The 15,411-nt window shown below is 72.9% G+C and carries 16 protein-coding genes; 12 read left to right on the forward strand and 4 right to left on the reverse strand.

Annotation, left to right across the window (positions count from 1 at the left end; translation table 11 throughout):
* Window positions 1-24: 24 nt before the first annotated feature.
* Window positions 25-1,920, reverse strand: a complete 1,896-nt coding sequence (gene htpG / locus AB0F52_RS24290) for a molecular chaperone HtpG (protein ID WP_360175144.1) — start codon at window positions 1,918-1,920, stop codon at window positions 25-27.
* 155 nt (window positions 1,921-2,075) lie between these two features.
* Between htpG and AB0F52_RS24295 the strand changes: the two genes are divergently transcribed.
* From AB0F52_RS24295 to AB0F52_RS24320, 6 genes are all read left to right on the forward strand, one after another.
* Window positions 2,076-3,002 (forward strand): ferulic acid esterase, encoded by a 927-nt coding sequence (locus AB0F52_RS24295; RefSeq protein ID WP_360175147.1) that lies wholly within the window; start codon window positions 2,076-2,078, stop codon window positions 3,000-3,002.
* Window positions 3,003-3,082: 80 nt separating this feature from the next.
* Window positions 3,083-3,544 carry an HNH endonuclease gene (locus tag AB0F52_RS24300; RefSeq protein ID WP_360175150.1) on the forward strand — a complete coding sequence of 154 codons (462 nt, stop codon included), beginning with the start codon at window positions 3,083-3,085 and terminating at the stop codon, window positions 3,542-3,544.
* 106 nt (window positions 3,545-3,650) lie between these two features.
* Entirely contained in the window at window positions 3,651-5,018 is a 1,368-nt protein-coding gene (locus AB0F52_RS24305) for a protein kinase (protein WP_360175153.1), read from the forward strand.
* Window positions 5,019-5,033: 15 nt separating this feature from the next.
* Window positions 5,034-5,369 (forward strand): hypothetical protein, encoded by a 336-nt coding sequence (locus tag AB0F52_RS24310; protein WP_360175156.1) that lies wholly within the window; start codon window positions 5,034-5,036, stop codon window positions 5,367-5,369.
* 124 nt (window positions 5,370-5,493) lie between these two features.
* Window positions 5,494-7,608: a hypothetical protein gene (locus AB0F52_RS24315; protein ID WP_360175159.1), complete on the forward strand. Its 2,115-nt coding sequence runs from the start codon at window positions 5,494-5,496 to the stop codon at window positions 7,606-7,608.
* A 14-nt stretch (window positions 7,609-7,622) separates the two neighbouring features.
* Window positions 7,623-8,765 (forward strand): S8 family serine peptidase, encoded by a 1,143-nt coding sequence (locus tag AB0F52_RS24320; protein WP_360175162.1) that lies wholly within the window; start codon window positions 7,623-7,625, stop codon window positions 8,763-8,765.
* A gap of 332 nt (window positions 8,766-9,097) precedes the next feature.
* Here AB0F52_RS24320 and AB0F52_RS24325 read toward each other — a convergent pair whose 3' ends face one another.
* Genes AB0F52_RS24325 through AB0F52_RS24335 form a run of 3 tightly spaced genes read right to left on the reverse strand, consistent with a single transcriptional unit; the run spans window position 9,098 to window position 11,386 of the window.
* Window positions 9,098-9,751 carry a response regulator transcription factor gene (locus AB0F52_RS24325; protein ID WP_360175165.1) on the reverse strand — a complete coding sequence of 218 codons (654 nt, stop codon included), beginning with the start codon at window positions 9,749-9,751 and terminating at the stop codon, window positions 9,098-9,100.
* A 4-nt stretch (window positions 9,752-9,755) separates the two neighbouring features.
* Complete coding sequence (locus AB0F52_RS24330) at window positions 9,756-10,145, reverse strand: hypothetical protein (protein ID WP_360175168.1); 390 nt, start codon at window positions 10,143-10,145, stop codon at window positions 9,756-9,758.
* Between the two features lie 32 nt (window positions 10,146-10,177).
* Complete coding sequence (locus AB0F52_RS24335) at window positions 10,178-11,386, reverse strand: cytochrome P450 (protein ID WP_360175171.1); 1,209 nt, start codon at window positions 11,384-11,386, stop codon at window positions 10,178-10,180.
* Window positions 11,387-11,936: 550 nt separating this feature from the next.
* Here AB0F52_RS24335 and AB0F52_RS24340 point away from each other — a divergent pair.
* From AB0F52_RS24340 to AB0F52_RS24365, 6 genes are read left to right on the forward strand one after another with little or no spacing between them, the layout of a single operon-like run.
* Window positions 11,937-12,446 (forward strand): L,D-transpeptidase, encoded by a 510-nt coding sequence (locus tag AB0F52_RS24340; RefSeq protein WP_360175174.1) that lies wholly within the window; start codon window positions 11,937-11,939, stop codon window positions 12,444-12,446.
* A gap of 12 nt (window positions 12,447-12,458) precedes the next feature.
* Complete coding sequence (locus AB0F52_RS24345; RefSeq protein ID WP_360175177.1) at window positions 12,459-13,223, forward strand: putative protein N(5)-glutamine methyltransferase; 765 nt, start codon at window positions 12,459-12,461, stop codon at window positions 13,221-13,223.
* Between the two features lie 35 nt (window positions 13,224-13,258).
* Window positions 13,259-13,735, forward strand: a complete 477-nt coding sequence (locus AB0F52_RS24350; protein WP_360175180.1) for a sigma-70 family RNA polymerase sigma factor — start codon at window positions 13,259-13,261, stop codon at window positions 13,733-13,735.
* Window positions 13,732-14,325, forward strand: a complete 594-nt coding sequence (locus AB0F52_RS24355; protein ID WP_360175183.1) for a methylated-DNA--[protein]-cysteine S-methyltransferase — start codon at window positions 13,732-13,734, stop codon at window positions 14,323-14,325. The genes AB0F52_RS24350 and AB0F52_RS24355 overlap by 4 nt, the downstream gene beginning before the upstream one ends.
* The gene (locus tag AB0F52_RS24360) at window positions 14,322-15,035 is read left to right on the forward strand and encodes a 2OG-Fe(II) oxygenase (protein WP_360175186.1); all 714 of its coding nucleotides are present in this window, start codon (window positions 14,322-14,324) and stop codon (window positions 15,033-15,035) included. Before AB0F52_RS24355 ends, AB0F52_RS24360 begins: the two co-directional genes overlap by 4 nt.
* Window positions 15,032-15,406 carry a hypothetical protein gene (locus AB0F52_RS24365; RefSeq protein ID WP_360175189.1) on the forward strand — a complete coding sequence of 125 codons (375 nt, stop codon included), beginning with the start codon at window positions 15,032-15,034 and terminating at the stop codon, window positions 15,404-15,406. The genes AB0F52_RS24360 and AB0F52_RS24365 overlap by 4 nt, the downstream gene beginning before the upstream one ends.
* Window positions 15,407-15,411: the final 5 nt, after the last annotated feature.

Here is a 15,411-nt window from a genome sequence, read left to right on the forward strand (position 1 = left end):
GACAGGAATGAGTCATTCACTGCGTCAGAGGGTTTTCTCCAGCCGGCCGGACAGCAGCTTGATGAACCGCGACGGGTCGGCCAGCTCGCCGCCCTCCGCCAGCAGGGCCATGCCGTAGAGCAGCTCGGCCGTCTCGGCCAGGCCCTCGTCGTCCGGCCGGGCAGCGTGCGCCTCGCGCAGCCCCGTCACCAGCCCGTGCTCCGGGTTGAGCTCGAGGATGCGCTTGATCGGCGGCAGCTCCTGCCCCATCGCGCGGTACATCTTCTCGAGCGTCGGGGTCAGGTCGTGCGTGTCACCGACGATGCACGCGGGCGACGTCGTCAGCCGCGACGAGAGGCGCACCTCCTTGACGGTCTCGCCCAGCGCCGTCCCCATCCAGGTCAGCAGGCTCTCGAAGTCCTTGTTCTGCTGCTCGCGAGCGACCTCGGTGGCCTTCTTGTCCTCTTCCGACTCGAGGTCGACCTGGCCCTTGGCGATCGACTGGAACTGCTTGCCGTCGAAGCCCGGCACCGAGTCGACCCACATCTCGTCGATCGGGTCGGTCAGCACCAGCACCTCGAAGCCCTTGGCGCGGAACGCCTCCATGTGCGGCGAGTTCTCGATCGCGGACCGCGATTCGCCGGTCATGAAGTAGATGTGCTCCTGGCCCTCCTTCATCCGCGAGACGTAGTCGCGCAGCGAAGTCGGCTTCTCGGCGTCGTGCGTCGAGGCGAACGAGGAGATCTCGAGGATGGCTTCGCGGTTCTCGAAGTCGTCGAGCAGGCCCTCCTTGACCGCCCGGCCGAACTCGCGCCAGAACGTCGCGTACTTCTCGGCGTCGGCGGTCATCATCGTCTTGACCGTCGAAAGGACCTTCTTCACCAGGCGGCGGCGGATCAGCTGGATCTGCCTGTCCTGCTGGAGGATCTCCCGCGAGACGTTGAGCGAGAGGTCCTGCGCGTCGACGACGCCCTTGACGAACCGCAGGTACTCGGGGACGAGCGACTCGCAGTCGTCCATGATGAACACGCGCTTGACGTAGAGCTGGACGCCGCGCTTGCGCTCGCGCAGGAACAGGTCCATCGGCGCGTGCGAGGGCAGGAACAGCAGCGCCTGGTACTCGAACGTCCCCTCGGCCTGCAGCCGGATCGTTTCCAGGGGGTCCTGCCAGTCGTGGCTGACGTGCTTGTAGAACTCGTGGTACTCGTCCTCGGTGACCTCGCTCGACGAGCGCGCCCACAGCGCCTTCATCGAGTTGACGGTCTCGACCTCGGCGGCTTCGCCCTCGCCCGTCATCCGGATGGGCCAGGTGATGAAGTCGGAGTACTTCTTGACGATCTCGCGGATCTTCGCCGCGGACGTGTAGTCGTAGAGGTGGCCCTCGGTGTCCTCGGGCTTGAGGTGCAGGGTGACCGCGGTGCCCTGGGGCGCGTCTTCGACCGGCTGGATCGTGTACGTGCCCTCGCCGGCCGACTCCCAGCGGACGCCTTCGGTGGTGCCGGCGCGGCGCGTCACGAGGGTGACCTTGTCCGCGACCATGAAGCTCGCGTAGAACCCGACGCCGAACTGCCCGATGAGGTCCTGCGACGCCGCCGCGTCCTTCGCCTCCTTGAGCTTGGTCAGGAAGTCGGCGGTGCCGGACTTGGCGATCGTCCCGATCAGGGCGACGACCTCCTCGCGGGTCATGCCGATGCCGTTGTCGCGCACCGTCAGGGTCCGCGCCTCCGGGTCGGTCTCGATCGCGATGTGCAGGTCGGACGTGTCCGCCTCGAGGTCCTTGTCGCGGTACGACTCCAGCCTCAGCTTGTCGAGGGCGTCGGAGGCGTTGGACACGAGCTCCCGCAGGAACGTGTCCTTGTTCGAATAGATCGAATGGATCATCAGCTGGAGCAGCTGACGCGCTTCCGACTGGAACTCCAGCGTCTCGATCGGGGCAGTCACTTCCATCCCTTTCCGCATGTCCGACGGCCGTTGTTGGGTCGATCCTACCGAGTGGGTCCGACAGTTCCGACCGCGCACTTTATGAACGCAATCCCCGAGCCGGCGGCTCCCGGTGTGATGCTGGCCACGCCCCGCTGCCGATCAAGGAGGATCGAGTGCCCGGACGCTTCCCCCGATGGGCGGCCGTGTTCGCCGCGGCCTGTGCCCTGACCACCGCCTTCGCCGCGCCCGCCGCCGCGGGCGGCGTCGCCGACCACCCCGTTCCCACCACCGGCTGCGGGCGCGCGCCCGGGTTCCCGGCCGGCGTGACGACCACCCGGCACGTCACCTCGGGCGGCCTCGACCGCGAGTACACCGTCCACCTGCCCGCCGGGTACCACCCGTGGCGGCCGTACCCGCTCGTCCTGTCCTTCCACGGCCACAAGCGGACGTCCCAGTACCAGGAGGAGCTGTCCGGCTTCTCGGCGCTGGACACGATCGCCGTCTACCCGCAGGGCCTGATCGGCACCGACGGCGAATCCGCCTGGACCGGGGCGCCCTACTCGGCCGCCGCGGACGACGTCCTGTTCACCAGTGACCTGCTGACCGCGCTGCAGCGCACGCTGTGCGTCGACCCCGGCCGGATCTTCGCGGCCGGCAAGTCCAACGGCGGCGGGTTCACCGGCGTGCTCGCCTGCCGGCTGGCGGGCCGGATCGCCGCGTTCGCGCCGGTGTCCGGCGCGTTCTACCCGCAGGGCGGCGCCTGCCACCCGAGCCGGCCCGTGCCGGTCCTCGACTTCCACGGCACGGCCGACACGACGATCCCCTACGCCGGCAATCCGGCGAAGGGCCTGCCCGCGATCCCGGACTGGCTGGCCGCCTGGTCCACAAGGGACGGTTGCCGGCCCGCTCCGGTGTCGTGGACGCCGGTGGCGGGCGTCGTCGCGCAGAAGTGGCTCGGCTGCGCTCTCGAGCACTACCGCGTCGAAGGAGCCGGACACGTCTGGCCCAGCACCCGGCCCAACAACGACTCCGCGACGCCGACGGTGATCGACGCGACCCCGGTCATCTGGCGGTTCTTCCGCAGCCATCCGCTGCGGTGAAACACGATTGACGCAGGTCAGGCCGCTCGGCGACGATGTTGCGCACAAGTTTCCGGCTTTCACGAAGGAAAAGGTGCGCCATGAAGGTTCTCGTTCTCAACGCCGGCTACGAGCCGCTGCAGACCGTTTCGGTCCCGCACGCGATCCGCATGCTCGTGCGCCACGTCGCCGAGATCCACGAAGCCGAGGAGGGCCTCGCCTACGGGCTGTTCCCGCGCCCGAAGATCGTGCGGTTGCTGCGGTACGTCGTCATGAAGTGGCGATATACGCAGCCGCCGCGCTGGTCCCGGCGCGGCGTGCTGGTCCGTGACGGCTACCGCTGCGCCTACTGCGGGCAGCGCGCCACCACCATCGACCACGTAACGCCGCTGAGCCGCGGCGGCGCCCGGACCGACTGGCTCAACACGGTCGCCGCGTGCGGGGGCACGGCCCGCAGCTGCAACGCCCGCAAGGCGGACAAGCTGCCGGGCGAGGCCGGGATGAAGCTGCGCTTCACCCCGTACGTCCCGGCGTGGGAGCAGCTGCACCGGCCCGGCGCTTGACGCGGCCTGCCCGCCTGCACACCGGCGGGCAGGCCGTTAGGCTCGAACCGATCGCCACCCGCATCCGTGTGTGCTGTGTGCTCTGGGGAAGGCCGGGGAGGTCGCCGTGACCGACGCAGGAGAGCTGATCGCCGGGCGCTACCGGCTGGCGATGAGGATCGGCCAGGGATCGATGGGCGTGATCTGGCGCGCCCGCGACGAGCGGCTCGACCGCGTCGTCGCGGTCAAGCAGCTGGACTACGACGCGGCCATCGGGCCGGCGGCCAGCCAGCAGGCGAGCCAGCGTGCCCTGCGCGAAGCGCGGTTGACCGCGCGCCTGCGGCACCCGCACGCGATCACGGTGCACGACGTCGTCGAGGCACCCGGCGGGCCGTACCTCGTCATGGAGTACCTGCCGTCGCGCAGCCTCGCGGAGATCCTGCTGGACCGGGAGACCCTCCCCGCCGAAGAGGTGGCGCGCATCGGCCTGCCGGTCGCGTCGGCGCTCGCGGCCGCCCACGCCGAGGGTGTCGTGCACCGCGACGTCACGCCCGGCAACGTCCTGCTCGGGGAGTCCGGCGTCGTCAAGATCGCCGACTTCGGCATTTCCCGCGCCACCGGCGAAGGCACCGTGACCGGCGGCGGGTTCATCGCGGGCACGCCGGCCTACCTGGCACCCGAAGTCGCCGGCGGCCACGAAGCCGAATTCCCGGCCGACGTCTTCTCCCTCGGGGCGACGCTCTACCGCGCGCTGGAAGGCACGCCCCCGTTCGGCAACGACGACAACGCGATCACGCTCCTGCTGCGCATCGCGAAGGAGGAGACCGTCCCGCCGCGGCACAGCGGGCCGCTCGCCGAAGTGCTCACCCGCATGCTGCAGCGGGAGCCCGAAGCGCGCCCGTCGATGGCCGAGGTCCAGGAGCTGTTCGAAGCGGTCACCGGCGGCCGTCCCCTGCCGCCGCCCCGGCCGCGGCCCCGCGCCGGGACCCGGCTGCTGCGCGTCCGCCGCCCCCGGCGCCGGCTCGTCCTGGCGTCGGCCGCCGGCGCGGTCCTGCTGGCCCTCGGCGTGGTGATCGGCACGGTGCTCGTCCCCGGCGGCACGACGACCGTCGCCGCACCGGTTTCGTCCGTTCCCGCGGCCTCTCCCCCGGCCTCGACGCCCGCGAGCCCGACGACGCCGGCCGACCTGGGCTGCGCGGCCCGCTACGAGGTGACGAACTCCTGGCCCGGCGGCTACCAGGTGCAGGTGACGGTGCGCAACGACCGGACCGCGGGCCTGTCCGGCTGGCGCGTCCGCTGGCAACTGCCCGCCGGTCACCGCATCAGCGGCTTGTGGAACGGCACCTTCACGGTCGATGGTTCGACGGTGACGGTCGAAAACGCCGGCTGGAACGCCAAGCTCGACGCGGACGCGACGACGACGTTCGGCCTGATCGCCTTGACGCAGAACGGAAGTGCCGACGCCCGGCCGGCGCTCACCTGCCGGACGCTCTGACCATCGGGAGGTCCCGTGCGGCCCCACCACGTCCGGGACCGGCGCCGATCGATCCACTTCGACGGCCGGACCGTCACACTCAAGGTCGCCACGAAGTCGCTCGGCTTCCTCCCCAGCGACACCCCGCATCGGTTTCCGGTCGCGAAGCTGACCGACGTCCGGCACACCGCGGCCACCCGCGGGAAGCCCGGCGAGATCGTCTTCGTGGCCCCGGACGCCCCCACGGAGGTCGTCGCGAACGTGCCCTACGGCTGCGACAAGCTGCCGGGCAACACGTTCCGCTACGGCTACTCGAAGCTCGCCGCCGTCAAGGAATTCCTGGAAGCCGTCGAAAAGGCGCGGAAGAAGTAGCGCGTTGGCCCGATCGGAGGCAATTCGCCGAACATCCTGACCCGGCTCAACAGTCCGGGCGGCCGGCCCGTCGGTAGTGGTGATCACTCACCACACGGAGGCGCCAGTGCGAAGAAGATTTTCGATGTTCGCGGTCCTGCTCGCCGGTGCGGCGGGCGTGGCCGGGCTCGCCCCGCCGTCCGCGGCCGCCGCGGTTTCGTCCTCGACCGTCACGCTCGTCACCGGGGACCGGGTGACCGTCCGGACCGCCCCGGACGGCCGGGACACGTTCGACGTGCAGCCGGCCGCGGCCAAGGGCATGGCGCGGGCGCTGGTGCACCTGCGGCTCGCCGGCCGGGACTACGAGGTGCCCGGCACCGCGCTGCCCTACCTCGGGCGCGGACTCGACCTGAGCCTGTTCGACGTCAAGGCGCTGCTGGCCGGCGCCCGGGCCCCGGTGGACACCGCGACCTTCGGCGCCGCACTGGCCAAGCAGTTCAAAGAGGACAGCGCCCGCGGCCGGTTCGGCGGCCAGGGGTTGTTCGCCGGCGGCGTCCGGTACGCCCTCGCGGGAGCGCCGAAGCGGCAGGCCGCCCAGCCGCGGTCGGTGATGCGGACGGTGTCCGTCGACGCCACGGACATCGCGGGCAAGCCCGCCGACACCGGTATCGCGTTCCTCTACAACACCGACGACGGCGACACGCTCGCCGCCGACGAGAACTTCAACTACTTCTCCGGCGGGACGGCCAAGTTCAGCGTGCCGGACGGCAACTACAGCGCGCTCGGGGTGTTCTGGACGTCCGACGCCGACGGCAACCCGACCGAGCTGCGGTTCAGCGCGCAGCCGGAGTTCGCGGTGAAGGCGGACGGAGGAGTCCGCGTCGACGCGAAGCGGGCGTCCAGCAAGCTGACCTGGGTGACCCCGCGCCCCGCGTTGCTCGACGACACCGGCTTCCTGTTCCGCCGGGCCGCCAAGACCGGCCCGGCGCTGCTCGTCGACTTCGACGCCGGGCCCGGTGTGCCGATCTCGGTGTCGCCCACCAGCGCCCCGGTGCGCACCGGGGCGCTGCAGACCTATCCGTACAGCAGGCTCGTGTCCCCGCCCGGGCCGGGCACGCCGTACGAATACGTGCTGCAGAAGGCCAGCATCGGCGTGATTCCGCAGCAGCGGTACGTGATCACGGCGAAGGACGTCGCGGCGGTCGACGCCACCTACTTCAGCGAGTACTCCTCGCTCGGCCTGCGCCAGCGCAGCGGGATGTTCTCGTTCGAGGACGTCAGCGGCCATCCGTCGCACCCGATCCAGCTGCCGCGGAAGCAGACCGAGTACGTCTCGGCCGGGCCGGATCTGGCGTGGTTCGGCGGGTTCTCGAAGTACGTGCTGCCCGGGCCGTTCCCCGGCTGGGCCGGCGGCCAGCACGAGCAGTTCCACACCTACCGGGGCGGCTCGTCGGTCACCGAGGACTGGAACCGCTTCCCGCTGCACCCGGCGGGCGAGGTGGCGCTGCTGCCGCTGACCGACGGCCGCGCCTACACGCTGCCGGGCGCGACGCGGGCGGGCGACCTGGTGCGGATCGCGATCACGCCGTTCAGCGACAACCAGCCCGGCCACACCGGTTTCGGCTTCATCGGCGAGCCCCGGGACACCATCGCCGGGTCCTACCGGTTCACCCAGGACGGCACCACTCTGGCCGAAGGCAGTCCGCGGAGTGTCGCTACGGTCGGCTTCGACCAAGAGGTCACGCCCGGCCCATCGACGCTGGGGCTGACGATCGACGCCGGGCGCACCGGGCCGATGTACCGGCAGAGCACCGCGACCCACACGGAGTGGACGTGGCGGTCGCAGCACGTCGAAGGGGTGACCCTGCCGCCGACGCTGTACTGCGCCCGCGGCGCGGACGGGCCGGACCGGGACTGTGCGGTCGAACCGCTGCTGACGCTGGGGTACGCGGTCGGCGGGCTGCGGCCGGACGGGTCCACGCCGTCCGGCCCGCAGGGCCTGGACCTCACGGTCGGGCACCTGCAGCAGAGCACCGGTTCGCCGGTGACGGCCGCGACCGTGCAGTACTCGACCGACGGGACGACCTGGCAGGACGCGACCGTCACCGCCCGCGGCGACGGTGTCTTCCACGCGGGCTTCACCGCGACCACGGAGGCGTTCCGGGGCACGGACGTCTCGCTGCGCGTCACGGCGGCCGACGCCGCCGGGGCGACGATCGCCGAAACGATCACCGCCGCCTACCACGTCTACGTGTCATGAGGGGACTGTCCACAGTGAACAGGAGATGGCTGGGAGTGCTGGCCGCCGCGGTGGCGGCGATCGGACTGGTCACGCCGGCGGCGAGCGCGGCCCCGGCGCCGCGGGCGGCGTGCCCCGAACGGCCGGGCGTGCTGCGCTGCCTCACCACCTACACGTCGGGCGCGGCGCGCGCCTTCGGACCGGCCGGCTGGGGCGCCGACGACCTGGCGTCGGCCTACGGGCTGCCCGCCTCGGCGGGGCCGGACACCGTCGTCGGCATCTCGATCGCCTTCGACGCCCCGAACCTGGAGGCCGACCTGGCCGCGTACCGCGCGCAGTACGGCCTGCCGCCGTGCACGACGGCGAACGGCTGCTTCCGCAAGGTCAACCAGCAGGGGGTGGCCACGCCGCTGCCGGAGACCGACTTCGGCTGGGCCATGGAGTCCACATTGGACGTGTCGATGGTGTCCGCGGCGTGCCCGTCGTGCCGGATCCTGGTCGTGGAGGGCAACTCGCCGGGGTTCGCCGACCTGGCGGAGACGGCGGACACGGCGGTGCGGCTGGGCGCGAAGGTGGTGTCGAACAGCTACGGCGCCCGCGAAAACGGCGCGGCCCTGGCGTACGCGAGCCACTACCAGCACCCGGGCGTGACGGTGGTGGCCTCCTCCGGCGACCGCGGCTTCACGGCGGCGAGCTACCCGGCGGTCCTGGCGTCGACGATCGCGGTCGGCGGGACGTCGCTGGCCCGAGACCCGGACTCCGCGCGCGGCTGGACGGAGTGGGCCTGGCCGTACGGCGGCAGCGGCTGTTCGGCGTACATCGCGAAGCCGAAGTGGCAGCGGGACACCCATTGCGGCAAGCGAACGGTCGCGGACGTCTCGGCCGCAGCCGAGGACATCGCGATCCACTACGCGGACGCGGGCGGCTGGACCCGGGTCAGCGGCACGAGCGCTTCGGCGCCGTTCATCGCGGGCCTGATCGGCCGTTCGGGCCACGCGGGGGCAATCGGACCGGCGGACGTGTACGCCAACGCGGCCTCGTTCACCGACGTGACCACGGGCCACAACGACCCGGCCGGAGCAGGCAAGAAGTGCGGCGGCGACTACCTGTGCGTCGCGGGCCCGGGCTACGACGCCCCGACGGGTGTCGGGGTACCGGACGGGCTGGCGGGCTTCTGAGGGAACCGGTGGCGTGGGCCGGCTGCCCGCGCCACCGGGACCGCCGGGCAGTTCCCGGGCACCTGGCGGCCCGTACCCTGGCGGCGCGGCCACCGGCGAGGGCGCAACGTCAGCCCGCCGTGCCCCGCACCCGACCGAGCAGCTCCCGGCCGCCAGACGGCCGGCCACGGCGACCCGCACCCCACCTCCGGCGCGGCCACCGGTGGAGGGGCACAGCGTCCGCCTCGCCGGGGCTCGCACCCGACCGAGCAGCTCCCGGCCGCCAGACGGCCGGCGACGGCGACCCGCCCGCACCACCGCCGCGCCGACCGGCCGCGGCGCCCAGAGCGCTGTCAAGCCCCGCCATGGCCCGGGCGGCACAGCCCGCGCTCGTAGGCCAGCAGCCCCGCGGCCGTCCGGTGCGCGCAGCCCAGCTTCCGCACCACCGTCGCCACGTGCTCCCGGACCACCGGTTCCGGCAGCTCGAGCCGCTCGGCGATCTCCGCGTTCGTCAGGGCCGCGCCGACCGCCGCGAGCACCTCGGTCTCGCGGGCCGACAACCGGTCCACCGCCGCCAGCCGTTCGTCGCGTGGGCCGGACAGCCGGGTCGCCGATGCCACCCAGCGGCGGGAGGCGTCCGGGGACAGCACCACGTGGCCGTCCGCGGCCAAGCGGACCACCTTGATCAGGTCGCGCCGCCGGGCCGATCGCAGCAGGAAGCCCGCCGCGCCGTCGCGGAGGGCGCGCAGGATGCCCGCGTCCGAGTCGAACGTCGCCAGGGCCACCACCGCCGGACGGCCGGTCAACGCGTCCGGCCAGCCCAGGCGCAGGTCCAGCAGCAGCACGTCCGGCAGGCGCCGGCGCAGGGTGACCCGGGCCGCCGTCGCGTCGGGGGCCGCGCCGACCAGCTCGATGCCGTCCGCCTCCTCGAGCACCGTGCTCAGGCGGGCTCGCACCGCCGGGTCGCGCTCGGCCACCAGGACCCGCACCGGTGGCGGCGCGAGCACCTCGTCAGTCCTTCGGCCGCAGGCGGATCAACGGCAGGTCGGTCTTCGACGCCCCGACCAGGTCCCGGCCGCCCGGGCCGCGCAGCCGCACCTCGCGGAACCGCACCGACGAAAGCTGCGCGGCTTCGATCGGGTAGACGTCGCCGTAGCGCTTGATCTTCGCCACCAGCTCCTTGCCGAGCAGCTCGACCAGACCGGCGTGCCGGGTCGCGCCGCCGCCCAGCGGCACGTCCAGCTGCTTGCGCACCTCGGGGAACCGCTGGTCCAGCTCGACGGCCAGCTGGTGGATCGTGACGTAGGCCCGGCCGAACTCCGAGGCGTCGGGACCCGGCGGGATCTCCTGGAGCACCTTGATGAGCTTGTCGTCCATCCCGAGCTTGTCCCACAACGTCACGTCTTAATCCTCCGCTCACGACCGCCGTTGGTCTACCAGAGGACCGGCACGCGGTCCACTCCCCCGGTGACACGGTTGGTCCGGACCTGGAGTTCATCGACGCCGACGGCCAGGCGCAGCCCCGGGAACCGCCGGAACAGCGAGCCGAACACGACGCGCAGCTCGGTGCGCGCGAGGCTGGCGCCGATGCAGAACCAGCCGCCGTAGGCGAAGGAAAGGTGCGAGGTCGCCTTGCGGCCGGGGTCGAACGCGGCCGCGTCGGGGAACACCGACGGGTCCCGGTTGGCGGCCCCGAGCGCCAGCACGACCGCGTCACCGCGGGCGATCTCCACGCCGCCGAGCTCGACGTCGTCGTGCGCGTACCGCAGGACGCCGAGCCCGCTCGGGGCGGACAGCCGCAGGATCTCCTCGACCACGCCGTGCACCCGCCCGTCGGGGTCGGCGGCCAGCGCGTCCCGGCGGGCGAGGTCGGTGAGCAGGTAGAGCACGCCGAGGTCGATCCGGTTGGACGTCGTCTCGTGGCCGGCGAACAGCAGGCCGGCGGCGAGCCGGGCGAGGTCGTCATCGCCGAACGACGGATCGCCGGCCTGCGCGCGGACCAGGTCCGAGACGACGTCCTGGCCGGGAGCGCGCCGCTTGGTGGCGGCGAGCCGGCTCATGTAGGCGGCGAACTCGTCGAGCGCCGCACCGGCGCCGTCGCCGATGTCCATCCGGCCCATCCGGTCCGACAGCACCCGGAAGGTGTCACGGTCTTCGGACGGGACGCCGAGCAGTTCGCAGATCACCAGCACGGGCAGCGGGAACGACAGGTGCTCGTGCAGGTCGACCGGGCCGCCGGCGGCGCGGGCCCGGTCCATGGCGTCGAAGCAGCCATCGGCGAGTTCCCGGACGTGGCCGGCGAGCCGCCGGATCCGGTTCGCGGAGAAGGCCGGCACGAGCATCCGCCGCATCCGCGCGTGGTCGGCGTGCTCGGTTTCGTGGTCCCCTTGCGGGCGGCTGAGGATCGCGGCGTCCGAAAGCGCCGACGCCTCCTCCGGCGCCGGGTGCGAGCGCCCGAACCGCGGATCGGTGAAGACGCTCCGGACCTGTTCGAATCCGGTGACCAGCCAGGCCGGATCCCCGGTGGGGGTGGTCACGGCGACCACGGGTCCCTGCCGGCGCAGCACCTCGAAGAGCGGCGCGATGTCCAGGACGTTCGGCCGTGCGAACGGCAGGCGCGGGCGATCCGTGGTGGCGGTCATGGGTTCTCCTCCCGGGCGCGCGGCCGATCGGCGCGGACACGGACGGGCCGGTCACCGGCCGCTCCCCCGGTCCCCCCGCGATCCACGGTACTCACCGGAGGCGGCCGCCGGGCCCGGAACACCGGTTCCCGCCCGATCGGGCCAGCGGACGTGCCCGGAGGACCGAATCTGTCGGTGCGCCCCGGTATCGTGGAACGCGGGGGCCCGGAGGCCAAGCCCCGGCTCGGGAAAACCGCGGCCCGAACCAGCCACGCGGCGCCCCGGATTCCGCCTGGCAGGCCCAGCCGACGATCCAAAGTGGACCGGAAGGCCGCCTCCCCGACAGCACGGATCCTCCCGCCGCCGGGGTCGCGATCAGCCTGCGCATCGCGGCGGCGATCGTCATCAGCGGCGGCCCTGGCCTGGCGCTGGATCATGACGGAGCCCGGTGCCGGAGAGTCGGCTCCGGCGGTTCGGCGTCGCCCGTCCGGGGTAACCCATCGGCGCTCAACCTTCGGGGCCGTTCACCCGTACTGATCCCCGGCAGGAAGTTCGGCGAAGGGGACGACGGATGCGCAGGACCGGGGTGGTGACCCTGCTGGGTGCGGTGCTGGTCACGGCCGCTTGCTCGGCGCCGCGCACCACGACACCGAGCCCGATCGCGGAGCCGGAGCCGCTGACCACCACTTCGGCCGCGCCACCCACGACCTCCACGACCACCCCGCCCCCACCCGCGCCGCCGTGCGCCGTCACCACCGGGGCGTGCGTGAGCCTGCCGCAGCGGCTGGCCTGGCTGCTGCGGGACGGCCGGGTGGTCCGCGGCCCGGTCCCGGCCGGGTTCGGGCCACCCGACCAGGCGACACCCGCCGGGTCGTTCCGCGTCGTCTGGAAGGACCGCGAGCACCGCAGCAGCCAGTACGGCACCGACATGCCCAACTCGGTGTTCTTCGCCGCCGGCGGCATCGCCTTCCACGCCGGGCCGCTCGACGCGCCCTCGCACGGCTGCGTCCACCTGACCGACGCCGATGCGGCGGCGTTCTTCGACGGGCTGAACGTCGGGGACGCCGTGCAGGTCTTGTAGGCTCCTTCCCCGTTGGACACTCCCACTGTCGTCTCCCGGCTGCGCGCCGCAGGCTGCGTGTTCGCCGAAGACGAGGCCGATCTCCTCGTCGCCGCGGCCACGTCCCCCGCGGAACTCGGTGCGCTCGTCGAACGCCGGGTCGCCGGGCTGCCGCTGGAACACCTGCTGGGCTGGGCGGAGTTCCACGGCCTGCGCGTCACCGTGCGGCCCGGGGTGTTCGTGCCGCGGCACCGCACCGGGTACCTGGTCGACGTCGCCGTCTCGCTCGCGCCGCCGGACCCGGTGGTGCTCGACCTCTGCTGCGGCTCCGGAGCACTGGGCGCCGCGTTCGCCGCCGCGCGGCCGCCGCGTGAGCTGCACGCCGCCGACGTCGAGGCCGCCGCGGTCGAGTGCGCCCGGCTGAACCTCCCGAATGCCCACGTCCACCGGGGCGATCTCTACGACGCGCTGCCGTCGTCCCTGCGCGGCCGGGTCGACGTCCTCCTCGCGAACGTGCCCTACGTCCCGACCGAGGCCGTCGCGACGATGCCGCCGGAAGCGCGCCTGCACGAGCCGCTGGTGGCGCTCGACGGCGGCGCCGACGGCCTGGATCTCGCCCGCCGCGTCGCCGCGGACGCGCCGGGCTGGCTCGCTCCGGGCGGGACCCTGCTGATCGAATCGAGCGAGCGGCAGGCGCCGGTGCTCGCGGAAATCCTTGCGGCGGCGGGATTGTCGCCCCGCGTGCACTCCTGCGACGAGCTGGGCGCGACCGTCGTGACCGGTACCGCGGAACCATGACCTCACGTTCCGGCGCTCCCGGACGTCTACCTGGTGTGATCGTGAAACCGTTCGAGCAAGTCGTGGCCGAGCACGGGCCGATGGTCCTCCGGGTCTGCCGGGCCGTGCTCGGGTCCGCCGATGCCGAAGACGCCTGGTCGGAAACCTTCCTGGCCGCGTTGAAGGCGTACCCGGAGCTGCCCGCCGACGCGAACGTCCAAGCGTGGCTCGTCACGATCGCGCACCGCAAGGCCGTCGACGTCACCCGCGCGCAGGCCCGCCGCCCGGTCCCGGTCGGGGACGTCCCGGACCGGCCCGGCCGCGCGGACGCGTGGAACGGCGACCTGTGGGACGCGCTGGCGAGATTGCCGGACAAGCAACGCCTCGCCGTGGCCTACCACTACCTGGCCGGGCTGCCGTACCGCGAAATCGCGGAGATCACCGGAGGCACCGCCGATGCCGCCCGCCGGGCGGCGTCCGACGGCGTCAAAGCGCTGCGAGCCTGCTACCCCCTGGAAGGAGCGCACTCATGACGGACATGTTCCAGTTCTTCACGAACGAGGTCCTGCTCGACCCGAACCCGATGCACGAGCGGCTCGTCGCCGACGCCGCCCGCCAGGGACTGCTGGACGTCGCCTACCACATCGTCGACTCCCCGGTGGGGCCGCTGCTGCTGGCGGCGACCGAGGAGGGCCTGGTGAGGGTGGCCTTCGACCGCCAGGACCACGACGGCGTGCTGGCCGAGCTGGCGGCGATCATCAGCCCGCGGATCCTCCGGGCCCCGGCCCGGTTCGAGCAGGTCACCCGCCAGCTCGAGGAGTACTTCACCGGCGAGCGGCACGCCTTCGACGTCCCGCTGGACCTGCGGCTGGCGCGGGGGTTCCGCCGGGCCGTGCTGGATCACCTGGCCGAGATCGCCTACGGCAACACGGAAAGCTACGCGCAGGTCGCGGCGGCGGCGGGGAGCCCGAAGGCGGTCCGCGCGGTCGGCACCGCGTGCGCGCTGAACCCGTTGCCGGTGGTGGTGCCGTGCCACCGGGTCGTCCGGTCCGACGGGTCGTACGGGCAGTACGCCGGCGGGGAAGAAGCCAAACGGGCCCTGCTGACGATGGAGGCGGCGTGACGGCCTTCGAGGAGCGCGTCGCCGCGGCCGACTGGGCCGCGGTGGCCGCCGAGGTCGACGACTACGGCAGCGCCCTCCTGCCGCGGCTGCTCAGCCCGGCCGAGTGCGCGCGGCTGGTCGAGCTGTGGGACGAACCAGCGCACTTCCGGGCGACGGTGAACCTGCGTCGCCACCGCTTCGGGGACAACGGCGACTACCACTACTTCGCTTCGCCGTTCCCCGAACCGGTGCAGCGGCTGCGGCAGGCGCTCTACCCGCGGCTGCTGCCGATCGCGCAGGACTGGGCCGCGCGCCTCGGGCGGCCGGCCGAGTGGCCGTCCACTTTGGACGAGTGGCTGGCGGTGTGCCACGCCTCCGGTCAGCGGCGGCCGACGCCGATCCTGCTGCGCTACGAAACGGGCGGCTGGAACGCGCTGCACCGCGACCTCTACGGCGACAAGGTGTTCCCGCTGCAGGTGGTGATCAACCTGAACGACCCGGGCACCGACCACACCGGCGGCGAGTTCCTCTTGGTGGAGCAGCGGCCACGCGCGCAGTCCCGAGGCACGGCAACGCTCATCCCGCAGGGCCACGGCCTGGTGTTCACCACCCGGGACAGGCCGGTCCGCTCGGCCCGCGGCTGGTCGGCGGCCCCGGTGCGCCACGGCGTTTCGGTGGTCCGGTCGGGCCGCCGCCACACGCTCGGCCTCGTGTTCCACGACGCGGCATGACCTCGCTCGAACTGGCGGCGCTGCTCGGCTTGCTCGGCCGGGCGCGGCACATCGTGATCGGCACGGATTCTGCCTCCCGGCCCGACGGCGAGCGGATCGCCGCGGCCTGGGGCGGCCTCGTGCTGGCCACGGTGACCTGGCCCGAAACAGCGGCGTCGTGGCTGCGCCAGGCCCGTCGCTTCGCGGCGCCGGAGCCGGACGCGTGGGTGGTCGCCACCACCCCGGCCGGCTGGGCCGGCATGACCCGCCGGCTGCTGCTGTCGACGTCGTGGAGTCCACATCGGACGATCGCGACTTCGGCGCTGGAGGGGTTCGCGCTCCCCGGCCTGCGCGGCGCCCGCGCCGACGGGACCACTTGGGAGAACCGATGATCGTG

The organism is Amycolatopsis sp. NPDC024027, from assembly GCF_040638975.1.
Lineage (GTDB): Bacteria > Actinomycetota > Actinomycetes > Mycobacteriales > Pseudonocardiaceae > Amycolatopsis.